Here is a 22,675-nt window from a genome sequence, read left to right as displayed (position 1 = left end):
GCTTCCCGTGAGACGTCAGGGACGAGCGCGGCACGCACTGTGCCGCGCTTCTTTTTGAGCCGTCGTTCACGACTGGCAGCGGGGCTCTCACGAGGTGTGGGCCTCGCGGACCCTCAAAATGGAGATCCCCCTTCGGAGAGAAATGGTGACCGCGGCGCAAAAGTCCGGCTAGACTGAACCCGATCTGAGCAAATTCCGGGAGGCGAATTAAGTGAAGACCGCGATCACCGAGCTGTTCGGCATCGAGCACCCCATCATCCAGGGCGGCATGCATTTCGTCGGCTTTGCCGAGCTGGCCGCCGCCGTGTCGAACGCCGGCGGGCTCGGCATCATCACCGGCCTGACGCAGAAGACGCCGGAATTGCTCGCCAAGGAGATCGCGCGCTGCCGCGACATGACCGACAAGCCGTTCGGCGTGAACCTCACCTTCCTGCCGACCTTCGCGGCGCCGCCCTATCCGGAATACATCGCGGCCATCGTCGAGGGTGGCATCAAGGCGGTGGAGACGGCGGGCCGCAGCCCCGAACAATACATGCCGGCGCTGAAGGCGGCGGGCATCAAGGTCATCCACAAATGCACCTCGGTGCGTCACTCACTCAAGGCCGAGCGGATCGGCTGCGATGCCGTCAGCGTCGACGGCTTCGAGTGCGGCGGTCATCCCGGCGAGGACGACATTCCCAACATGATCCTGCTGCCGCGCGCGGCGGAGGAATTGAAGATCCCCTTCGTCGCCTCCGGCGGCATGGCGGACGGGCGCAGCCTCGTCGCGGCATTGTCGCTGGGTGCCGCCGGCATGAACATGGGCACGCGCTTCATCGCCACCAAGGAAGCGCCCGTGCATCAGAACGTGAAGAATGCGCTGGTCGCCGCGACCGAGCTCGACACCCGCCTGATCATGCGCAGCTTGCGCAACACCGAGCGCGTGCTGAGGAACGCCAATGTCGATCGCCTGATCGAGATCGAGCGCGAGAAGGGCGACAAGCTGAAGATCGACGACATCCACGATCAGGTCGCGGGCGTCTATCCCAGGATCATGCTGGAAGGACAGATGGACGCCGGCGCGTGGAGCTGCGGCATGGTCGCCGGCCTGATCCACGACATCCCCTCCTGCAAGGAACTCGTCGATCGGATCATGACCGAGGCGGAACAGATCATCCGTAGCCGTTTGATGGGGTTCCTGGATGGGACGGGGGCGACGCGAAAGGTCGCTTGACACCGCTAAACTTCTTAACCACGGCGGCACTTGGCCGCTGGAATCGCGCGCGAGGCCTCCTAAATAAGGATAAAAATATCCCTTTCAAAATCAATTTCAGGAGGCGTCCGTGGTCCTGAAAAGCGTTCCTTTTGCAGTTGCCGTTGCCCTCGTGATCGCATGGGGCGGCTTCGCGCGCGCTGACGACTACAAGCCAGACGAATATCTCGGCCTCGATCTCTCCAAGGCCGTGCTGTCGCCGAAACGTCTCGGGCCCGAGACGCACTTCGCTCCGGTTGCGCTGGAAGCGCGCGGCGGCAATGAGGCGCAGGCCCGCGCCGCACCCGTCGACGCGCCGAAGAAGGTTGCGGCCGAACGCGTCCGTGCGGCCGAGCCGAAGGTTGCGCACGCCAGGCCTGCCCAGCCGCGCGGCGCAGCCCGGACCAAACTCGCGCATCGCCACGGCAATCCGCTGGATGCACAGGCGAGGGATACCCGCATCCAGACCTGGCCGTGCCGCTCCGGCGGCATCTGCAACTGGCAGCGTTAACCCGGTCTGAGCGTGTCATCGGCGCGTCGCAAAACCGTAGGCGCGGGGTCAAGAAACCGTAAGGGTAGGAGTCAAGGAGCGCAGGCACCTTCCGTCGCGATTCGACGAAGGTTTCCTGAATGGCAACGCTCCGCGCTTCGCGCGCATGGACCCGGCGGCAATTCCTGGTCCGCTCGACCTCCAGCCTCGCCGTCGCCTCGCTCGGCACGCTCGCAACGCCACACCTCAGCCGCGCCGCCGATCGGCCGCAGATCGCGGGCGGTATCCAGTCCGGCGACGTCTCTGGGGACTCCGCCGTGATCTGGGCACGCGCCGACCGCCCCGCGCGGATGCAGGTGGAATGCTCGACCGTCGAGAGCTTCAAGACCATCATCGCGTCAGCTTCGCGCGACGCTCTGCTTGATGCGGATTTCACCGCAAAGCTGCTGCTGAACGATCTGCCGCCCGGCCAGGATATCTTCTACCGCGTGCGCTTCGACGACATCGCGGCCGGCATTGCCGGCGAAAGCCGCGTCGGCCATTTCCGCACCGCCCCGGCCGCGGGCCGGTCGATCTCGTTCGTGTGGTCCGGGGATGTCGCGGGGCAGGGCTGGGGCATCGACGTTTCGCGCGGCGGCTATCGCAGCTATCGCACCATGCTCGATAACCGTCCGGATTTCTTCATCCACTCCGGCGATCACATCTACGCCGACTGCACGGTTCCTTCCGAGCAGAAGCTGCCGAACGGCGAGATCTGGCGCAACCTCGTGACCGAGGAGAAGTCCGAGGTCGCGCACACGCTGGCGCAGTTTCGCGGCAATTACAGATACAACCATCTCGACGAGAATTTTCGCGCCTTCCACGCCGAGGTGCCGATGTTCGCGCAATGGGACGACCACGAGGTCACCAACGACTGGTCACCGGCCGGCAGCCATGACGAGTCCGGTTATGAGGACGACGGCACCCCGCGCCTGGTCGCGCGCGCCGGCCGCGCCTTCTTCGACTTCATGCCGATCCGCGATATCGGCGCGCGGCAAGGCCGGGTCTATCGCAAGATCGCCTACGGCCCGCTGCTGGACGTCTTCATGATCGACATGCGCAGCTATCGCGACGACAGCTGGAACAAGGGCGGCGATCACCGCGGCTGGATTTTGGGTGCCGAGCAACTCGCCTGGCTGAAGCGCGAGCTCGCGGCCTCGCGCGCGACCTGGAAGGTGATCGCGGCCGATTTGCCGATCGGCCTGGTCAGCCTGGATGCCGTCGCGCTCGGCGATGGGCCGCCCGACCGGCGCGAGCACGAGATCGCCGAACTCCTGGCCTCCATCAAGCGCGCCGGCGTGCGCAACATCGTCTGGCTCACCGCCGACATGCATTACACCGCCGCGCATTATTACGATCCCGGCAAGGCGCAGTTTCAAGACTTCGAGCCGTTCTGGGAGTTCGTCTCCGGCCCGCTGCACGCCGGCACCTGGGGCCCGGGCGAGCTCGACAACACCTTTGGTCCGGTCGCGATGTACCAGAACGGCTGTAGCGCGGCGCAGGGCGAGAATTTGGCGCCGTGTTTCGGACTGCAATTCTTCGGCCGCGTCGACATCGACGGTGCCAGCGGCGTGATGACTGTGACCTTGAAGGACGTGGACAATCGCGACCTCTGGTCGGTCGATCTCGAGCCGCAGCCGCAGGCACGACCTGCCGTGGTGGCACAGCATTCGTGAGGGGCGGGGCGATTATGAGCCCAGTTGTCATGGCCGGGCTCGTCCCGGACATGACGGCTGAGAGGAATCGTGCGTGCATGCTAACCCGATCTTGATTGGCCGCGCTGCCCATGCCGGGCTATGCTCCTCACTCCCGCCACCTCTTTTCCATCACCGAAGAGTCTGCCCACGCGGCAACGCCGCGTGCATCCAGCGGGTTGAACGACGTCAGGAGCCTGTTCATGGACAATCTGAAGACCCAGGGCATCAGCATGCCCAAGCTCGGCCTCGGCACCTTCCGCATGCAGGGCGATGCCTGCCGCGCCGCAGTCGAGAGCGCGCTGTCGATCGGCTATCGCCACATCGACACCGCCGAGATGTACGCCAACGAAGAATCCATCGGCGCTGCCCTTGCCGCGGCTCGCCTGCCGCGCGGCGAGCTGCACGTCACGACCAAGGTCTGGCATGAGAACCTCGGCCCCGACGCGATCCGCCGCGCCTTCGATACCAGCCTGAACAAGCTCAGGCTCGATCATGTCGATCTCTATCTCGTGCACTGGCCGTCGAAGGCGGCGAACTGGGGTGCGGTGTTCGAGACATTGATGAAGCTGAAGCAAGAGGGGCGCACGCGGGCGATTGGCGTTGCCAATTTCACCACGGCGCTGCTCAAGACCGTGGTCGAGGACATCAGGGCGCCGATCGCCTGCAACCAGATCGAATATCACGCAATGCTCGATCAATCGAAGGTGCTGGCCTATCTCGCCGCGAAGTCGATCCCGCTGGTGGCCTATTGTCCGCTCGCGCAAGGGCGCATTGCCTCGGAGCCGGTGCTGGCCGAGATCGGCGCCAGGCACAACACAACCGCTGCGCAGGTGGCGCTGAAATGGCTGCTCGACCAGGACGGCGTCGCCGCGATTCCGAAGGCCTCGCGCCGGGAGAGCCAGCAAGCCAATCTCGATGCGCTGAAAATCACGCTCGACGATGCCGACCGCAACAAGATCGCGGCGCTGCCAAAGGACCGCCGCTGCGTCAATCCGGGCTTCGCGCCGGCGTGGGATTAGCTTCGTCAACACGCCCTGCGAACGCAGAATAATCGTAGGGTGGGCAAAGGCGCCCTTGCGCCGTGCCCACCACTTCTCCTTGATCACTACGGAAGCGGTGGGCACGCTTCCGCCGTCGCTCCTCGAGCTATGGCGGACAAGTCGCTTTGCCCACCCTACAAGACTGCGCGCAAGAGAAATGGCCCCGTGAGGGGCCATTTCCATATGCGCTCTGCATTAGTCCCAGTTGTGATGGCGATGGCTGCGCTTGATCACCACGACCTTGTCGCGATGATGGCCGCGATGCCAGCCGTAATCGCGATGGCCGCGGAATTCGGCGCGAGCGCCGTACGGCCCGTGATGATGGTGATGGTAGCCGCCGCGCTTGATCACCACCGTCTCTGCGTTCGCCAGCGTCGGCGCCGCGATCACAAGCGCACCCAGGGCCGCAACCACATAACCAAGCTTCTTCATGATGTCCTCCTCCAATCGAATGCACATTTAAACCGCGCATTGGCGCGAACGTTCCGGAGGAAACGCGGGAGAATTCTGAACAGCTGTTCAGGAGACTAATCGCAGCGTTGCTGCGCCGGCGTCGGCGCGCCGGTGGCGACGTACTTGCCGTCCCTGATCGTGTACTCGCCGCGCTCGCTGCGATTGTAGATCGCGCGCAGGCTGCTGCCGTCCTTCGCCAGCAGCAGCCCGAACTCACGGGCCTGGTGCAGCGAGGGGAAGTACACCATCACATTGAGCAGGCCCTCGGCGCTGACCCTGGCCGACACCACCTCGTTCTCGTCCCTGGCCTCGCCGAAATTGCGCCGGTACATCACCCGGCCGTCCTTCCGGATTTCGTAAGTCAGGAGCGCGCCCTTGTCGCGGTCGGGCCCGGTCGCGCAATCGACCGCCCACGAGCCGAGCAGGCCCCATTGCTCGACCGTCGCGGTCAGTGTCTCGGCACCTGCCGTGGAGGTGATCGCCGCCCACAGCATCGCAGCCGCGATCCAGCGGCTCAAACAACGCGTCATGTCCTGAAGAAACCCCGCCTCGAAGAATTCCAAAGTGTAGCATCCCGTCCGCCTCCGTCCATGGCTGCCGCCGATCGCTCGCGAATTTGATCCGCGTCAATGAGGCCGGTCTTTTCCGGCGTAGGATGGCGCTTCCCGAAGGCGAACCTGGATAGACCAATGCTGAATCAAGTCATGGATTTTGCGGGCGAAGTGCTGCCGGGGAGCTGCGCCGTGCCGCCTTATTCCGAGACCGCGTTTCTGACCGAGCTGGGCGATCGCTTGCGGTCCTCGCGCATGCGCTGCGACCTGTCGCGCCGCGAGCTGGCCCGCCGTTCCGGGATTTCCGAGCGCTATATCGCCCAGATCGAGGCCGGCAAGGGCAACGTCTCGATCGTGCTTCTGCTGCGGCTGGCTTCCGCGATCCACGGCAGCCAGCCCCAGAGCCAGCCTCAGGCGGCCTGACGCAAAAGGGGTGACCGTATGGGGCAGCTCGTCCTCGCCGCCAAGGTCACCCACGTTCCGTCGCTGATGCTCGGAGCTGTCAGGCAGCCCGTTACGCGCGGCGCGCGAGCCGGCGGTAACGTCCTTGCGCGAACTGGGGCGGCGGGCGAGAGAGCGCGGGGTCACCAGCTTCGTGGTGTTCGACACCCACTGGCTCTCCAATTTCGGCTACCACATCAACGCCAATCCTCGGCATCGCGGCGCGTTCACCAGCCACGAAGCGCCGCACATGATCCAGGATCTGCGCTACGACCTGCCGGGCGATACGAGCCTCGCCGAGGCCATCGCGGGCCGGGCGGCCGATGCCGACCTCAACGTCATCGCGCACCAGGTGGCGAGCCTCGGGCTCGAATACGGCACCATCGTGCCGATGCACTACATGAACCCGGACGGCTTCGCGAAGGTGGTCTCGATCGCCTCGCCGCTGTTCACCTCGTTCGAGGAGAGCCGGATCCTCGGCGAGGCGGTCCGCCGCGCCATCGACCAGTCCGGCGAGCGCGTCGCGATCCTCGCCAGCGGTTCGCTCTCGCACCGGCTCTGGCCTAACAAGAAGCTCGGCCCGGAGGCCTGGACCTCGATCGCCAGCGAGTTCAACCGGCAGGTCGACCTCCGCGTGCTTGAGCTGTGGCAGAGCCGTCGCTACCGTGAATTCCTCGACATGCTCCCGGACTACGCCACCAAGTGCAACGGCGAAGGCGGCATGGCTGACACCATCATGCTGTTCGCCGCGCTTGGCTGGTACGACTACCGCGGCGCCGCCGAGCAGCTCTGCGACTATTTTCCGTCCTCCGGGAGCGGCCAAGTCAACGTGGAGTTTCACGTCGAGGCGTGAGGCCGCGGCCTCAGGCCCGCTTCTCAACATTGGCACTCCGGGCCGGCACCCCGAATTCCTTGCGGCAGACCTCGGCCAGCACGGCGACGCCCTCGCGGATCTGCTGGTGCGTCGGACTCGCAAAACACAGCCTGAGGCGCGAGCTGGCATGGCTCTTGTTGGTCGACCATTCCGGCCCCGGATTGATCGAGACTCCGGCGGTGAGAGCGGCCTGATAGAGTTTCAGCGTATCGACCTGGTCGGGCAGCTTCACCCAGAGGAAGATGCCGCCCTTGGGCTCCTCGAACTCGGCGGCCGTCCCGAACTGCTCGTTCAGCGCCTCCATCAGCGTGTCGAGCTTGGTGCGCAGCGCCTTGGTCAGGGCCGGCACGTGGCTGGCGAAATGCGGCTTGCAATAGGCGGCGAGCACCATCTGCTCCAGCGCGCCGGAGCCGGCATCCGTCTTCAGCGCCAGCATCCGCGACATCACCTCCCAGGGCGCGACGATGAAGCCGACGCGCAGCGCCGGCGCGATCGACTTGGAGAACGAGCCGATATGAATCACGCCGCCGTTCGGGCTCATCGCATGAATCGCCGGCGGGCGCTGTCCTGACCAGACGAGGTCGGCATAGCAATCGTCCTCGAAGATGGGCACGCCATACTCGGTCGCGAGCCGTACCAGCTCGGTGCGTCGGCTCTCGGGCATGATGCTGCCGGTCGGGTTCTGCACCGTCGGAATGGTGTAGATGTATTTCGGCCGGATCCCGCGGCTCTTCAGGTCGGCCAGCGTCGCGGCCAGCACGTCCATGCGCATGCCGTCCTTGTCGAGGGGGACGCCGACCACATTGACGCCGAGCCGTGCCAGGCGGGTCAGCGAGCCCTGATAGCTGTCCTGTTCGAAGATCACTGTGTCGCCGCGGGTCAGCAGCGTCGCGTTGACGAGGTCGAGCGCCTGGAGCGAGCCGGACACGATCAGGAGATCGTCGACGGTGCAGTTGATGCCGGCATCGCGCTTGAGCTTCGTCACCAGGAATTCGCGCAAGGGCAGGTAGCCCTGCGGGCCATGCGCCAGACCGTAGGTCGCGAGCGACCGGCCTTCGCGCTGTAACGCTGAGGTGGTCGCCTCGATCAGGCCCTCGAGCGGCAGTTGCTCGGAATCGTTGTTGCCGCCCACGAAGCTGTATTTGGCAAGGCCCGTCCAGCGCGCAGAAGGGGCCGGCAGCCCTGCCGGAAACAGGGGTGCGAAATCGAAGCTGGACGTCATGGGGATGTTCCTCGTTTTGTTCTTGTTGAGCCAGCCGGCGTTGCGCCGGCCAGTCTTGTTTCCTGGCCAACCGTCCGGGTCGGACGGACTCCTTCCTGCCTGCCGTCCGGGTCGGACGGACTCACTTCTTTGTGGCCGTCCTAGTCGGACGGCCCTGGCTGATGAAAGCGTAATGCGCATTGGCGACGCCGCCAACCATCAGGGCCTCGACCACGGGCTCGGCGATCTCGCCTGTCGCGGCCCAGTCGACGAGGAAATTGGCCCCGGTCCCGCCGCGCACGTCGTCGGTCGGAATGAAGATCGAGACGGTGGCCAGCGGCCTCACGGCCACCGGCGCCTTCAGATAACTCTCGACCTGCTTGCCTGCGGTGTCGAAATAAGCGATGCGTTTGATCACCAGCGGCTGGGTCTCGGAGGCGTTGTGAACACTCAAGGTCACCGAGAAGTCGACGCGCAGCTTGCCCTGGCTCATTGCGACGCTGGAATAGGCAGGCACGTAGAATCCACCGGAGATTGCGAGTTCCTCCTTCGGCAGCGCGGTGAGGGAATCGGCAAAGTTCTGTTCGATATTGACCTTGGATTGTGCGACGGCGGGCACGGCAAAGGCGAGGGGACATAGCAGCATTGCTGCGAACAGCCCTTTTCGCATGTGACGAATTGCTCGCTTGCCGCGCCGCAACCCGCCTCTAGGGTGCGGCAAAACGGACCAATTTGGCATGCACGAGCTCATTCGCGACATCACTCTCTGTATTCTGTTTGCCTGGATGCTGGGCCTGCTCGCCCATTTCTCCCGGCAGCCGCTCATTCTGGCCTATCTTATCGCCGGCTTTTGCATAGGTCCATTCGGCGCCGGCTGGGTCCATTCGCAGGAATCGATCGGCGTCATCTCCGAGCTCGGCCTGATCTTCATGCTGTTCATGATCGGCCTGGAGATCGATCTGAAGAAGATCGTGCGGGCGGGAAAGGTGATCCTGTTCGCGGCGGGCGGCCAGCTCCTCGGCGGCTGCCTGCTCGGGGTCCTGTTCTTCGTCGGCATCGGCCTGTCACTCGGGGGCGGGCACTTCGATGCGGTCTATCTCTGCGTCGCCTGCGCGCTGTCGAGCACCGTCATCATCGTCAAGGTGCTCTACGAGAAACGCGAGCTCGACACGCTGCCAGGGCGCATCACGCTCGGCGTGCTGGTGCTCCAGGACATCTTCGCCATCCTGTTTCTGGCGGTGCAGCCGAGCCTCGCCAATCTGCAGGCCAGCGTCATCCTGCTCTCGATCGGCCGTGTCGCGGTGCTGGTCGCCGCAGCTCTGCTGGTCAGCCGCTACGTGCTGCCGCGGCTGTTCCACCAGATCGCCCGGCGGCCCGAGCTGATCCTGCTCGGCGCGCTGGCCTGGTGCTTTCTGGTCGCCGAGACCGCCGAGCGGCTGTCGCTGTCGCGCGAGATGGGCGCCCTGATCGCCGGCGTCTCGCTCTCGACCTTTCCCTACGCGCTCGACGTCACCGCCAAGGTCACCACGCTGCGCGACTTCTTCATCACCCTGTTCTTCGTCGCACTCGGCATGACCATTCCCGTCCCCGGCCTCTCCGTGATCGGGCTGGCGCTGATGATCGCGGCTTTCACGGTGGTGAGCCGCCTCGTCACCACCTTCACGCCGCTCTATCTGATGAAGCAGGGCTTGCGCGCCAGCCTGTTGCCGGCGCTGAACCTCGCGCAGATCTCCGAGTTCTCGCTGGTGGTGATCCAGACCGGCGTCGCCGATCACCATATCGCAGCGCAGACGGCGAATGCCGCCTCCTTCGCCTTCGTGGTGCTCGCGGTGCTCTCGACCTTTGCGATGAGCCGCAGCGACGAGATCACCCGCTGGGCGATCGGCCCCCTGAAGCGGATCGGCCTGCGCGACCTCGATCATGGCAACGGCCATGCCGAGGAGGGGCACGAGGGCGGCCATGGCGAGGCCCGCCGTATCGTCATCCTCGGTTTTTTCCGTGCGGCGAGCGCGCTGCTGGCCGAGATCGAACGGCAGACGCCGGTGCTGCTCGAGCAGATCACCGTGGTCGATTTCAACCCCAATGTGTACCAGACGTTGCTGTCGCGCGGCCTGCACGTGATCTATGGCGACATCAGCAGCGCGGATACGCTGCTCCATGCCGGCGTCGGCAAGTCCGAGATGATCATCCTCAGCGTGCCGGATTCGCTGCTGAAGGGCGCCAGCAACGAGAAGCTGGTCCGCCACGTCCGCGCGCTCAATCCGACCGCCCTGATCGTGGCCACGGCCGATCTCCTGTCGGACGTGGACGAGCTCTATGCGGCCGGCGCAAGCTACGTCACCGTGACCCGGCTCAGCGACGCTCATGAGCTGTTCACGGTCATTGAGGCCGCGCAGGCCGGCCTTCTGGCCGACAAGCGCGCCGAGCTCGACCAGCGGCTCGGCGAACGCCGCGAAGTGCTGCCCTGACGGCGTCGGCCGCCTTCCGCTCCGGCCGTCTGCGCCTATATCCCTGGTATCTTCGGTGCAAGGCTGGGGTGCAAGGCTGGGGTGCAAGTCTGGCCTCCGATGGCCCGCTGCCCGGAATATGCGGTTGCGTCCAGGACACTAGCGCCCCGGCTCAAGTCCGGCTAAGCCTCCCGGCATAACCGATAGAGATTGGGACATGCCCGATAGCGTTCAGGAAGTCTTGCAGGCCTTTGCCCGGGGTGAGCTCGTGGTCGTCACCGACGACGAGGACCGTGAGGGTGAGGGCGATCTGATCGTCGCCGCCTCGCTCTGCACCGCCGAGAAGATGGCGTTCATCATCCGCCATACGTCAGGCATCGTCTGCGCGCCGGTGACGACCGAGGACGCGCGCCGCCTGCGGCTCGATCCGATGGTGGCCCACAACGATTCCGCGCACACCACCGCCTTCACGGTGTCGATCGACTACAAGCCTGATGGCGGCACCGGCATCTCCGCCGAGGAGCGCGCCTCCTGCTGCCGCGCGCTGTCCAATCCCAATGTCGGCGCCAACGATTTCGCCCGGCCCGGCCACATTTTCCCGCTGATCGCCAAGGATGGCGGCGTGCTGCTGCGCTCGGGCCATACCGAGGCCGCCGTCGATCTCTGCAAGCTCTCCGGCCTGCCGCCGGTCGGCGTCATCAGCGAATTGATGAACGACGACGGCAGCGTGATGAAGGGCGAGCAGGTCGCGCAGTTCGCGGCCAAGCACAAGCTGAAGCACGTCACCATCGCGGACATGATCGCCTACCGTCAGGCGCGCGAGAAGCTGATCGAGCGGGTCTCGACCTTCGTCACCGAAAGCCCGATCGGACCCTTGCAAGGCTATGCCTACCGTTCGCCGTTCGATTCCATCGCCCACGTCGCTTTCGTCTATAACGGCGTCGGCGACGGCAAGAACGTGCTGACGCGCTTTCACAAGCCGAACATCGTCAAGGACATCTTCACCGGGCACAAGCGCATGGCCGCCGTGCTCGAGCATTTCAAGAAGTCCGGCCGAGGGGTGCTGGTTTACTTGCGCGACGGCGCGGCCGGTGTCCCCGTGGCGGCGCTGCCGGACGAGTCGGCGACGGAGGCCGACCGCAACCGCCAGTGGCGCGAGGTCGGCGTCGGCGCGCAGATCTTGCGCGACCTCGGCGTCACCTCGATCCGGCATCTCACCTCCTCGGTGCACGACTACAAGGGCCTGTCGGGCTTCGGCATCGAGATCGTCGCCAACGAACAGCTCGAGAGCTGACGACGCCGTTGCTGGGTTCGCGCCGTTGCGCGACCCGGAATGACCGAACCAGGATGCAATTGCACTTGTTGCCGCGGCGCTTTAGTTTGTCGGGCAATTTCTGACGGAACCAGACGAAAGGACGTTTCATGAGCGTGCGCCCTCAGGCCAAGGACAAGCCGGCTGCGGCTTCTTTCCAATGGGACGATCCGTTCCTGCTCGACGAGCAACTCACCGAAGACGAGCGCATGGTGCGAGACACTGCCCGCGCCTATGCCCAGGACAAGCTGCTGCCGCGCGTCTCCAAGGCCTATCTCGAAGAGACGACCGATCGCGAGATCTTCAACGAAATGGGCGAGCTCGGCCTGATCGGCATTACGCTGCCGGAGGAATATGGCTGCGCCAATGCGAGCTACGTCGCCTATGGCCTCGTCGCGCGCGAGATCGAGCGGGTCGATTCCGGCTATCGTTCGATGAACTCGGTGCAGTCCTCGCTGGTGATGTATCCGATCTACGCCTATGGCGACGAGAACCAGCGCAAGAAGTACCTGCCGAAGCTCGCCAGCGGCGAGTGGGTCGGCTGCTTCGGCCTGACCGAGCCTGATGCCGGCTCCGATCCGGCCGGCATGAAGACGCGCGCCGAGAAGGTCGCGGACGGCTACCGCCTCACGGGCAGCAAGATGTGGATCTCCAACGCGCCGATCGCCGACGTGTTCGTGGTCTGGGCCAAATCGGCCGCGCACGACAACCAGATCCGCGGCTTCGTGCTGGAAAAGGGCATGAAGGGCCTCTCCGCGCCGAAGATCGGCGGCAAGCTCTCGCTTCGCGCCTCCATCACCGGCGAGGTCGTGATGGACGGCGTCGTGGTTCCCGAAGACGCGCTGCTGCCCAACGTCTCCGGCCTCAAGGGGCCGTTCGGCTGCCTCAACCGCGCCCGCTACGGCATCTCCTGGGGCGCGCTCGGCGCGGCCGAGGACTGCATGCATCGCGCGCGCCAGTACACGCTCGACCGCAAGCAGTTCGGCAAGCCGCTCGCCGCGACCCAGCTCGTGCAGAAGAAGCTCGCCGACATGGAGACCGAGATCGCGCTCGGCCTGCAGGGCTCGCTTCGCGTCGGCCGCCTGATGGACGAGGGCAAGTTCGCGCCCGAGATGATCTCGATCATGAAGCGCAACAATTGCGGCAAGGCCCTCGACATCGCCCGTGTCGCGCGCGACATGCACGGCGGCAACGGCATCTCGATCGAGTACCATGTGATGCGCCACGTCCATAATCTCGAGACGGTCAACACCTACGAGGGCACCCACGACGTCCACGCCCTGATCCTCGGCCGCGCCATCACGGGCATTCAGGCGTTCTTCTGAGCTCGTAAGGTTAAGCGGCAGGAAACTCTTCGACGTCATGGCCGGGCAAAAGCGCGAAGCGCGTCTTCGCGCGAGACGACCCGGCCATCGACGTCTTAGGCCGCGCGAAGAACGTGGATGCCCGGCACAAGGCCGGGCATGACGAAGTCAGCAAGGTATGAGCAAGCCATGTCCGACAATGACGACGTCCCGTTCAACCGCAACTTTCCGCTCAAAGCCGGCATCGTCGAGGAAGTCCGACCCGGCGTGCGCCGCGTGCTCTGCAACAATCCGAGCCCGTTCACCTTCACCGGCACGGTCAGCTACATCGTCGGCAAGGGCAATGTCGCGATCATCGATCCCGGTCCGGACGATGCGGCCCATGCGGCTGCGCTGCTCGATGCCGTGCGCGGCGAGACGGTGAGCCATATCTTCGTCACCCACACCCATCGCGACCATTCACCGAACACCGCGCGGATCAAGCAGGCGACCGGCGCGCCGGTTTATGCCGAGGGCCCGCACCGGGCCTCGCGCCCGCGTTTCGAGAGCGAGAAGCACAATCCGGAATCCGGCGCCGACCGCGATTTTGCACCGGACGTCAAGGTCGCCCATGGCGATGTCGTCGAAGGCGACGGCTGGCGGCTCGAGGCCGTGGCGACGCCGGGGCACACCGCCAATCATCTGGCATTCGCCTGGCCGGAGCGAAAGTTCAACTTCGTCGGCGATCACGTGATGGGCTGGTCGACTTCGATCGTGGCGCCGCCGGACGGCTCGATGATCGACTACATGGACTCGCTCGACCGGCTCGCCGCACGCGAGGAGGATCTCTACTTCTCCGGCCATGGCCCCGAGATCCCCGACGGCCAGCGCTTCGTGCGCTTCCTGATCCGTCATCGCAAGGCGCGCGAGGCCTCGATCCTGCACCGCCTCGCCAAGGGCGAGACCGACATCCCGACCATGGTCCGCGCGATCTATATCGGCATCGATCCGAGGCTGACGACGGCCGCCGGCTATTCCGTGCTGGCGCACCTGGAAGATCTGGTCGCCCGCGGCGTGGTCGCGACCGAGGGCGATCCCGTGATTGGCGGGACGTATCGGATGGCTGGCGCGTAGCCTTCGCCGTCATTCCGGGGCTCGCGAAGCGAGAGCCCGGAATCCATTCATCGACAAACTCCGCCGCCCGATGGATTCCGGGTTCGTGCTTCGCACGCCCCGGAATGACAGCACGCTATTTCTTCACCGTCTTTGCCGGCGCCTTCGGCGGCGCCACCGGCGTCTTCTTCACCGGCTTGAGCGCGTCGGCATCGGCAGCGGTGTTGAGATCGTCGATGAATTTCTTGACGCGCGCGGCATTGCTGCCGAGATCACTGTCGAAATTGCGCGAGGCAGAGCGGATGTCGACGCGGGAATCATCGCCGTCCGGCACGAACCTTATCGAAATGTCCTCGCGAAAACCCATGATCGGCGTGCGCGCCACCGCCTCGATACGGCCGATACGGCGCGGCGGCTGCGGTGCGCGCTCGTCGATGACGATCCATTTGCGCTTGTTGACGAGTTGCAGCGCGATCGCATAGGCGCGGTCGACGGAAATCTCGAGCTCGACGGGCTCGATATCAGGGTAGAAATGGCGCTGCTGCTCCGCCGAATAGAGCCCGGCATACACCGCGGTGTTGGTGCCCTCGCCGGTGCGCAGGCGCGCCAGCGCGTCGAAACGCGGCGGATCGATCGGGTCGGTGGTGATGTCGTAGATCGCCGGCAGCTTGCGATATTGCAAGGCAAGATAGGCGGGATAGGCGAGGATCGCCCCGTCGATGAGCAAAGCGAGCAGGATGCGCGCCATGCCGCGCGAGCCGTTCTGCCAGATCGCGGCAAAGCCGGCGAGCCCGAACAGGATCGACAGGCCCGATATCGCGAGCCCGCCGAAGAAGGTCGCAAGCGCCGGCTTCGGCTCCAGGAAATCGAAGCGGACGATGATGATCGAGACCACCACCGCCACCACCGCGAACACGGCCAGATTGCGCGCCCAGCTCGCGAGGCTGGACACGGGCTCCGACTGATAGGGAGCGGAAAACCTGCGGGCCATCGAGTGAGCTCTGCCGGGGTTGGCGATGCCGGCCGATCTGGCGCGACGATGGGCCGTTGAGACCACGGCGCGGGGGCAAATTCAAGGGACTTACCCTCCCCTGGAGGGGGAGGGTCGATCGCGCGGAGCGCGAGCGGGGTGGGGTGACAGTGTCTCCATTTGAGGCGGTGACCGTGTGGAGAGATCACCCCACCCCGTCTCACATTGCGCTTCGCTTCATGTGAGCCGACCCACGGGCGAGCTCCGCTCGTCCCGGACCCTCCAGGGGAGGGTGGCCCCGAGCGCGCTTACGCCGCCGCGTTCGGGAAGCGATAATCCTTGAACTGGTCGCGCAGCGCCGTCTTCAGGATCTTGCCGGTGGCGGTGTGCGGAATACCTTCGACGAAGGCGACGTCGTCGGGCATCCACCATTTGGCGATCTTGCCGTCCATGTATTTGAGGATCTCCTCGCGGGTGGCCTGCTGACCCTGCTTGAGCTGCACGATCAGGAGCGGCCGCTCGTCCCATTTGGGGTGGAACACGCCGATCACGGCAGCTTCCGCCACGGCCGGATGGCCGACCGCGAGGTTTTCGAGGTCGATCGAGGAGATCCACTCGCCGCCGGACTTGATCACGTCCTTGGAGCGGTCGGTGATCCGCATGTAGCCGTCCTCGTCGATGGTCGAGACGTCGCCGGTATCAAAGAAGCCGTCCTCGTCGAGGATGTTGCTCTCGACACGGTAATAGGCCTTGGCGACGGCAGGGCCGGAGACCTTGAGGCGGCCGAAGGTCTTGCCGTCCCAGGGCAGCTCCTTGCCGGCATCGTCGGTGATCTTCATCTCGACCGCGAAGGGCGCATAGCCCTGCATCTGCAGCACGTCGAGCCGCGCATCCCCGGTGGCGTTCTGGAACGGTGGCTTCAGCGCCGCGACGCTGCCGATCGGGCTCATCTCGGTCATGCCCCAGGCGTGACGCACGTTCGAGCCCATGTCGAGGAAGGCCTTGATCATCGAGCGCGGCATCGCCGAGCCGCCGCAGATCACCATCTTCAGGTCCGGCAGCTTGAGATTATTGGCGGTCATGTGCTGGAGCAGCATCAGCCACACGGTGGGCACGCCGGCGGTGTGCGTCACCTTCTCGGTCGAGAGCAGCTCGTAGACCGAGGCGCCGTCGAGCTTGGCGCCGGGCATGACCAGCTTGGTGCCCTGCGAGGGCGCGGAGAAGGCGATGCCCCAGCTATTGGCATGGAACAGCGGAACCACCGGCAGCATCGTCTCGGACGCACTGGTGCCGAGCGCGTCGACATTGTTGGCCATCAGCGCATGCAGCACGTTGGAGCGATGCGAATACAGCACACCCTTCGGGTCACCGGTCGTGCCCGACGTGTAACACATCGCCGCTGCCGTGTTCTCGTCAAAGTCCTTCCATTTGAATTTGCCGTCGGCCTCCGCAATCCAGTCCTCGTAGGCGACCACATTCTTCAGCGTCGTCTGCGGCATGTGCGCCTTGTCGGTGAGCACGACGTAGCGTTCCACGCTCGTCAGCTTGTCGGCGATCTTCTCCAGGACCGGAACGAAGGTGATGTCGGTCATCACGATGCGGTCCTGCGCATGGTTGATGATCCAGGCGATCTGCTCGGGGAAAAGGCGGGGATTGACGGTATGGCAGATGGCGCCGATCCCCATGATGCCGTACCACACCTCGAGATGGCGCCAGGTGTTCCAGGCGATCGTTGCGACACGGTCGCCGAGCTTGATGCCGTCGCGCTCCAGCATCTGCGAGACCTTGAGCGCGCGCTTGTGGATCTCGGCGTAATTGGTGCGATGGATCGGTCCCTCGACCGAGCGAGTAACCACCTCCTGCTTGCCATGAATTTTGGCGGCGTGTTCGATGATCCGGTGGCAGAGCAGGGGCCAATCTTGCATCAAACCAAGCATTCCGACGTTCCTCCGAGAAGTCGCTGGGCGCGTTGTCGCTCTCAGCGTTGGGCCAAAGAATTGTCATGAGTTTTAGCCTGCCGGACTTTCGCCGCAAATGGTCTTGTCGCGGCTATATGTCCGCTGGCGCGGCAATGGTTACCGCTGTGCTCGGGCTGTCGCTCGTGCTCGCCGAGAGGGCAGAGGCGCGAAAATATACGTCCCCGCTGGATATCTTCGGTATCGCCGCACCACGGCCGCGCCCCGCGGTTCATTCCGCCAGGATCCCGCTGCCGCGACCGCGCCCCGAGGAGGCGCCCAAGGCATCGGACGAGGCCCCGCCGGAGGCGGACGGCAAGCCTTCGGCGGACAAGCCCGGCGCCGACAAGCCCGCCGAGGCTGCGGTACCGGCCCAGAAGCCGGTCTCGGCCTGCCGTCTCGCGCTGACAGAGGAGATCGCGATCGCACCCTCGATTCCGGATATCCGCGGCCCCGGCGCCTGTGGCGGCGAGGATCTGGTGCGGCTGGAAGCCGTCGTCCTGCCGGACAAGCGCAAGGTGACGGTCAAGCCGGCGGCGATCCTTCGCTGCACCATGGCGTCGGCGATCGCCGATTGGCTGCGCAAGGACATGGCGCCGCTGGCCACCAGCCTCGGCTCGACCATTGGCGAACTCGACAATTTCGATTCGTTCGAGTGCCGCGGACGCAACCGCGTCGTCGGCGCGCTGCTGTCTGAGCACGGCAAGGCCAACGCCCTCGACGTCCGTGGCATCAAGCTGGCCAATGGGCAGTCGATCGGCCTTACCGACCGCACCATGTCGCGCGAGGTGCGCGAGCGCGTGCTGCACTCGGTCTGCGCGCGGTTTTCCACCGTGCTCGGCCCGGGCTCGGACTGGTACCATGAGGACCATATCCATCTGGATTTGGCGCAGCGGCGCAACGACTACCGGATCTGCCAGTGGAACGTCTGGGATCCCCTGCCGCAGGTCGCCCCGCTGCTGCCGGCGGAACGCCCCGAGGAGGCGCCACCGCGCGAGGTCGCGGCCAAGCCCGAGGTCAAGCCCGAGGCCAAGCCTGAAGAAAAGGAAGGAGCTGACGACGAGGCGGTCCAGAAGTCCGCGGCGCCTGCGAAAAAGCCGGCGGCCGACGGCAGCAAGTCCCAGCCGCGCAAGCCGGCAACAAAAAAGCGCCGGTGAAACCGGCGCTTTTGGATCTCAGAGATCAGCAGGCGATCAGTAGCTGCCCGCCTGGCCGGTCTGGCTGCCGCCGAGCGCCAGCCGCGAATTGTAGGGCGAATCGCCGTGCTTCGGCTCGAGCACCACGACGAGGGTGCCGAGCTTGACGCGATCATAGAGATCGATCGCGTCCTCGTTGGTCAGGCGGATGCAGCCCGACGAGATCGAGGCGCCGATATATTCCGGCTGGTTGGTGCCGTGGATGCGGAACAACGTGTCTTTCCCGCCGGAATAGAGGTAAATCGCGCGAGAGCCCATCGGATTGTCCGGGCCGGGTGCGACATAGGTCGGCACGCCCAGGCGCGAAATTTCGCCGGGGGTGGGGTGCCAGGCCGGCCACTCGGTCTTGCTGCCCACCTTGGCGATGCCCGACCAGGCCATGGCCTCTTCGCCAACGGTGATGCCGTAACGGATCGCCTTGCCGCCATCCAGCACGTAATAGAGGTAGTGATTGTCGGAATCGACCACGATCGAGCCGGGCGATTCCTTGCGGTGGTATTGGACGATGGCGCGGCGGAACGGCTCCGCAACCGGGGTGTTCTCGTACCGAACCTTGGCGAGCAGTTCCTTGTCCTTCGGCTTGAAGGCTTTGGTGTCGGTCGCCTCGAAATGCGTGGCCTGCATGCAGCCCGACAGCATCAGGCCGGCGGCCAGAATTCCCAACTTAACTTTCAGCGACGACATGATTTGGTTCCAATCAAAACAATACCGTGCGGAAGGCCTGAGCTTATCGCCCAAGTTCCTCGACTCCGTTAATCCCATTATCGTTGAAATCTGCCACAATTCCAGCACTGAAGGCCTTATCCCGCGCTGCGAGACCCAAGCTGTGGCTTTTCTGCCGCAAGTTTTGCGGCCCCGTGAAGATTTTTGGGCCAAAGGGGGCCGGACTGTCGATTCCGTGCCACAGTTGAGCCATGGCACCGCCACAAATGCCAACGCTCCGTTCATGTGGTTGTCATCGTGAACTTGTCAGAATCGCGCTAAGGGCTGTCATTCTGTCGCAGGTTCTCTGGAGTCGTGCATGTTTTCGGTGTTTGTTCCCTCAGAGTCCGTCCTGAAGAAGGTTGTCATCGAAGATCTTACCGCGTTGCCGGAAAGCGCGGTCTGGATCGATCTCGTCAACCCGAGCGCGGCCGAGGACAAGGCGGTGGAGCGGCTCGCCGGCATCGCCATCCCGACCCGGGAAGACATGCAGGAGATCGAGATCTCCAGCCGTCTCTATATCGAGAACGGCGCCCGCTACATGACCGCGACGCTGATGTGCCACTCCGATACCGACATGCCCCGGACCACGGCGGTGACCTTCATCCTCGGCGACCACCGCCTGGTGACGGTGCGCTACGACCTGCCGAAGCCGTTCGCCCTGGTCGAGGCCAAGCTCGCCCGCTCCTGCACGCCCTCCATTACCGGCGAGATGGTGCTGATGGAACTGCTGGACGCCGTGATCGACCGCTGCGCCGACATCCTGGAGCGCTGCGGCGCCGAGATCGACCAGGTCAGCCACGACATCTTCGAGCCCGAGAGCGAGCGCCACGGTCACGCCAAGCAGTATTCCCAGATCCTGATCTCGATCGGCCGCAAAGGCGATCTGACCTCGAAGGTTCGCGAGAGCCTGGTGTCGATCGGCCGCGTCGTCACCTTCCTCTCGGCGGTGGTGGAGGGCGTGAAATGGTCGAAGGACATGCGCGAGCAGCTCAAGACCATGCAGCGCGACGTCGCCTCGCTGACTGACCACGCCTCCTATCTCTCCAGCAAGATCACCTTCGTGCTCGATGCCATGCTCGGCGTCGTCAATCTCGAGCAGAACAACATCATCAAGCTGTTCTCGGTCATGGCCGTCGTGCTGATGCCGCCGACGCTGATCGCCTCGATCTACGGCATGAACTTCAAGATGATGCCGGAACTCGAATGGGCGCACGGCTATCCGATGGCGCTGGTGATGATGCTTGTCGCCGCGATTCTTCCGTACTGGCTCTTCAAGTGGAAGAAGTGGCTCTGATCTCCCGCGCTCGGAAAATAGCTACCGAGACCTTACGCCGGTCGTACAGACACGGTGAATCGTGTCGCAGAATAGATCGGGATTGAGGCCGCGCCGTGATGTGTTCGCCGTGCCGCAATTCCTCCGGTAAAATTTGAGCGGTGGGCTGAACGTTTGCGCGAAACTTGTCTGCGATAAGCAGTGCGTAGCCGCGAGGAACAACCATGGTTGAAAAACACATAACGTCGCCCCGCAACGTCATCGACCTGGCGAACTATCGTCAGGTCCTGGCGAGCGGCAAGGCGTCGTCGATGTCGGCACGCATGTGCCGGCACTGTGGTGCTCCGCTGCTCGACGGTGAGAACGACGACGACTGCTCGACCGCATTCAGCACGGCCGCTCCGCGGCCGCGCGACAGGTCACGTCGGATTCGAATCGATTGAGGAACGGAAGGCGAGGGCGATCCAGGTCTTGCGGCGGCGTTGTCTGGATCGCCTTGCTTCCCTTTCTCTTCAGGACAATCGGCTGTGACGTCCGATTGGCGGGTGCGCTAGAGTTCGACTGAACCGCCCATCCAGCCAAAACGGGCCTGTGTCGCGCTCTGTCAATCCTCGTCGCCGAAAATATTCCACTTTACCGAAATTCGGTTTCGGCGTATGTGTTGCCCATCCCGGCTCACCAAGAGGGGCGATCATGTGTCGTCACGCATCGCGAGCCGGGCTTGCGGTGGACACGGCAGCGTCGGCACGAGAGGCGCGGGCAGGGCGGGTAGTCCCTGTGAGCCCGAGGCTTCGTGCGACGAGCGGCGCTGTCAGGCTTCGTCTCGTCTGTAAGTTTCCGGCTTTGTCGACAGGGCTCGGGAAAACTGCGGCGAAATGGCGGGCCGTGCGTACGGCAAAACCGTGTGGTCCTGGCCGTCGTTGCTACGGTCAAGTCCTGCGAAGGTGCGAGCGAGCCCAACCGGGCAGACTGCATCATCAATTCGCGGGGCGAGGGAGGCCAGAAGGAATGGTCGGCTCCCGGGAGATCACGGCATAAGCCGTCCAGCCACTGCGCAGGGAAGGCCGAGTGATTGGCACCACCTGTATGCTGCTGTGCGGTTCTTCTGCGTGTGCCTATTGCGCAGCAGACCGCGGGTGCGAGCTGGGCACCCGGCCTTCCCTGCGCCCTCTTGGATTTAGAGGGTAGCGAGACCAGGCAAAGCTCGGGCGAAATCCGCCGCGAGAATGCGAAGGCGTGTCTGCAACTTGAGCTGCGTGCCACAATCTCGATGTCGTAGGGTGGGCAAAGCGCAGCGTGCCCACCACTCTCCCGTATTGGTTAAATTCGTGGGCACGGCGCCATGCGCCTTTGCCCACCCTACGGCACCGCCGCTGGGATGTGCACTGGAGCATCGCAATGTGCGCCACACTCCGTTCTCGTGCCCCGGACGCAGCGCAGCGTCATCCCGGCGATGCGAAGCATCGTCCATGTGGACGGTGCGCTGCAGAGCCGGGGCCCACCTCGCCGCGTGCCGAGCCGCCCCTGGATCCCGGCTCTGCGCAGCGTCACTGCGTGCCGCAACGCGTCCGGGACACGAGAGAGCGAGGTTGTCGCCCTTGTTGCGTCACTGCAATGACGCGAACGGACTACACGTGCTGGCCGCCGTTGATGTGGATCTCGGCGCCGTTGACGTAGGACGAGGTGTCCGTGCACAGCACGTAGATGATCTTGGCCACTTCGTCGGGCGTGCCGAGCCGGTGCATCGGGATCTGCTGCTCGACGATCTTCTCGGTGCCGGGCGACAGGATCGAGGTGTCGATCTCGCCCGGTGCGATGGCGTTGACGCGCACGCCGACGCGGCCGAAATCGGAGGCCATCTCGCGCGTCAGCGATGCGAGCGCGGCCTTCGACGTGGCGTAGGCGGCGCCCGCAAACGGGTGCACGCGCGAGCCCGCGATCGAGGTGACGTTCACGACCGAGCCCTTGGCCGCCTTCAATTCCTCGATCAGCCCGCGCGCCATCATGATCGGCGCGAAGAAGTTGACATGGAAGACGTGCGTCCAGGTGTCGAGATCGGTGTCGACCGAGCCGAGCCTGGAGCCGCCCGCGCCCTTCGGCGAGATCGCGGCATTGTTGACCAGCGCATGCAGCGTGCCGCCTTCGAGCCGGTTGCGGATGTCGGAAATCGCGCGCGTGGTATCCGCGGGGTTGGCGAGGTCGACCTGGATGTGGTCCTCGGGCCCCGCGTCCCACGGGCAGTCCTCCGGAAACGGATGCCGCGAGCAGGTGATGACGCGCCAGCCCGCCGAGGAGAAGCGGATCACGGTGGCATGGCCGATGCCGCGGCTGGCTCCGGTCAGGAGCAGTGTGCGGCGCGGCGCATTGGACGAATGCGGCATGGACATCTTTCAGGTCGGCCTAA

The 22,675-nt window shown here is 64.7% G+C and carries 21 protein-coding genes; 13 read left to right on the top strand and 8 right to left on the bottom strand.

From position 1 onward, the window contains the following. Positions 1-211: 211 nt before the first annotated feature. From XI03_RS19900 to XI03_RS19885, 4 genes are all read left to right on the top strand, one after another. Complete coding sequence (locus tag XI03_RS19900; RefSeq protein ID WP_038972660.1) at positions 212-1,213, top strand: NAD(P)H-dependent flavin oxidoreductase; 1,002 nt, start codon at positions 212-214, stop codon at positions 1,211-1,213. 109 nt (positions 1,214-1,322) lie between these two features. Beyond that, complete coding sequence (locus tag XI03_RS19895; RefSeq protein WP_038950578.1) at positions 1,323-1,742, top strand: hypothetical protein; 420 nt, start codon at positions 1,323-1,325, stop codon at positions 1,740-1,742. A gap of 119 nt (positions 1,743-1,861) precedes the next feature. Next, the gene (locus XI03_RS19890; RefSeq protein ID WP_271593000.1) at positions 1,862-3,436 is read left to right on the top strand and encodes an alkaline phosphatase D family protein; all 1,575 of its coding nucleotides are present in this window, start codon (positions 1,862-1,864) and stop codon (positions 3,434-3,436) included. Positions 3,437-3,657: 221 nt separating this feature from the next. Next, on the top strand, positions 3,658-4,476 hold the full coding sequence (locus XI03_RS19885; RefSeq protein ID WP_271592999.1) for an aldo/keto reductase: 819 nt from the start codon (positions 3,658-3,660) through the stop codon (positions 4,474-4,476). Positions 4,477-4,692: 216 nt separating this feature from the next. On the opposite strand, the gene XI03_RS19880 is transcribed toward XI03_RS19885, so the two are convergent. Then, on the bottom strand, positions 4,693-4,929 hold the full coding sequence (locus XI03_RS19880; RefSeq protein ID WP_038950575.1) for a hypothetical protein: 237 nt from the start codon (positions 4,927-4,929) through the stop codon (positions 4,693-4,695). Between the two features lie 95 nt (positions 4,930-5,024). Beyond that, positions 5,025-5,480: a hypothetical protein gene (locus XI03_RS19875; protein ID WP_028144030.1), complete on the bottom strand. Its 456-nt coding sequence runs from the start codon at positions 5,478-5,480 to the stop codon at positions 5,025-5,027. A 159-nt stretch (positions 5,481-5,639) separates the two neighbouring features. On the opposite strand from XI03_RS19875, the gene XI03_RS19870 reads away from it, so the two are divergent. Both XI03_RS19870 and hpaD read left to right on the top strand, forming a co-directional pair. Continuing rightward, positions 5,640-5,924 (top strand): helix-turn-helix domain-containing protein, encoded by a 285-nt coding sequence (locus XI03_RS19870; RefSeq protein ID WP_271592998.1) that lies wholly within the window; start codon positions 5,640-5,642, stop codon positions 5,922-5,924. A 124-nt stretch (positions 5,925-6,048) separates the two neighbouring features. After that, positions 6,049-6,795 carry a 3,4-dihydroxyphenylacetate 2,3-dioxygenase gene (hpaD, locus tag XI03_RS19865; protein ID WP_271592997.1) on the top strand — a complete coding sequence of 249 codons (747 nt, stop codon included), beginning with the start codon at positions 6,049-6,051 and terminating at the stop codon, positions 6,793-6,795. A 10-nt stretch (positions 6,796-6,805) separates the two neighbouring features. Here the strand turns inward: hpaD and XI03_RS19860 are convergent, their stop codons facing one another. After that, a complete protein-coding gene (locus XI03_RS19860) occupies positions 6,806-8,038 on the bottom strand; it encodes an aminotransferase-like domain-containing protein (RefSeq protein WP_212429112.1) in 1,233 nt (410 codons plus the stop codon). Positions 8,039-8,159: 121 nt separating this feature from the next. Continuing rightward, entirely contained in the window at positions 8,160-8,687 is a 528-nt protein-coding gene (locus XI03_RS19855) for a DUF3124 domain-containing protein (protein WP_028144027.1), read from the bottom strand. A 67-nt stretch (positions 8,688-8,754) separates the two neighbouring features. Here XI03_RS19855 and XI03_RS19850 point away from each other — a divergent pair, with 67 nt between their 5' ends. From XI03_RS19850 to XI03_RS19835, 4 genes are all read left to right on the top strand, one after another. Then, entirely contained in the window at positions 8,755-10,485 is a 1,731-nt protein-coding gene (locus XI03_RS19850) for a cation:proton antiporter (RefSeq protein WP_028144026.1), read from the top strand. A gap of 196 nt (positions 10,486-10,681) precedes the next feature. Then, positions 10,682-11,758, top strand: coding sequence for a 3,4-dihydroxy-2-butanone-4-phosphate synthase (ribB, locus tag XI03_RS19845; protein ID WP_038950571.1), 1,077 nt, complete (start codon positions 10,682-10,684; stop codon positions 11,756-11,758). Between the two features lie 128 nt (positions 11,759-11,886). Continuing rightward, a complete protein-coding gene (locus XI03_RS19840; protein ID WP_028144024.1) occupies positions 11,887-13,101 on the top strand; it encodes an acyl-CoA dehydrogenase in 1,215 nt (404 codons plus the stop codon). Positions 13,102-13,269: 168 nt separating this feature from the next. Next, on the top strand, positions 13,270-14,193 hold the full coding sequence (locus tag XI03_RS19835; RefSeq protein WP_028144023.1) for an MBL fold metallo-hydrolase: 924 nt from the start codon (positions 13,270-13,272) through the stop codon (positions 14,191-14,193). Positions 14,194-14,308: 115 nt separating this feature from the next. On the opposite strand, the gene XI03_RS19830 is transcribed toward XI03_RS19835, so the two are convergent. Both XI03_RS19830 and XI03_RS19825 read right to left on the bottom strand, forming a co-directional pair. Next, positions 14,309-15,163, bottom strand: coding sequence for a DUF1499 domain-containing protein (locus tag XI03_RS19830; RefSeq protein WP_028144022.1), 855 nt, complete (start codon positions 15,161-15,163; stop codon positions 14,309-14,311). 287 nt (positions 15,164-15,450) lie between these two features. Then, positions 15,451-17,079 carry a fatty-acid--CoA ligase gene (locus XI03_RS19825; protein ID WP_028144021.1) on the bottom strand — a complete coding sequence of 543 codons (1,629 nt, stop codon included), beginning with the start codon at positions 17,077-17,079 and terminating at the stop codon, positions 15,451-15,453. A 65-nt stretch (positions 17,080-17,144) separates the two neighbouring features. Between XI03_RS19825 and XI03_RS19820 the strand changes: the two genes are divergently transcribed. Beyond that, positions 17,145-18,254 (top strand): extensin family protein, encoded by a 1,110-nt coding sequence (locus tag XI03_RS19820; protein WP_271592995.1) that lies wholly within the window; start codon positions 17,145-17,147, stop codon positions 18,252-18,254. 36 nt (positions 18,255-18,290) lie between these two features. Here the strand turns inward: XI03_RS19820 and XI03_RS19815 are convergent, their stop codons facing one another. Further along, positions 18,291-18,977: a L,D-transpeptidase gene (locus XI03_RS19815; RefSeq protein WP_018321707.1), complete on the bottom strand. Its 687-nt coding sequence runs from the start codon at positions 18,975-18,977 to the stop codon at positions 18,291-18,293. A 337-nt stretch (positions 18,978-19,314) separates the two neighbouring features. Between XI03_RS19815 and XI03_RS19810 the strand changes: the two genes are divergently transcribed. After that, positions 19,315-20,292: a magnesium transporter CorA family protein gene (locus XI03_RS19810; protein ID WP_271592994.1), complete on the top strand. Its 978-nt coding sequence runs from the start codon at positions 19,315-19,317 to the stop codon at positions 20,290-20,292. 203 nt (positions 20,293-20,495) lie between these two features. Then, entirely contained in the window at positions 20,496-20,714 is a 219-nt protein-coding gene (locus XI03_RS19805; RefSeq protein WP_038972668.1) for a hypothetical protein, read from the top strand. Between the two features lie 1,185 nt (positions 20,715-21,899). Here XI03_RS19805 and XI03_RS19800 read toward each other — a convergent pair. Beyond that, on the bottom strand, positions 21,900-22,652 hold the full coding sequence (locus XI03_RS19800; protein WP_038950565.1) for an SDR family NAD(P)-dependent oxidoreductase: 753 nt from the start codon (positions 22,650-22,652) through the stop codon (positions 21,900-21,902). Between the last annotated feature and the right edge of the window lie 23 nt (positions 22,653-22,675).

This window comes from Bradyrhizobium sp. CCBAU 65884 (genome assembly GCF_028128835.1).
GTDB classification, from domain to species: Bacteria; Pseudomonadota; Alphaproteobacteria; order Rhizobiales; family Xanthobacteraceae; genus Bradyrhizobium; species Bradyrhizobium ottawaense.
Note: the sequence above shows the minus strand (reverse complement) of the source record. Positions and strands in the feature narration are given on the sequence as shown.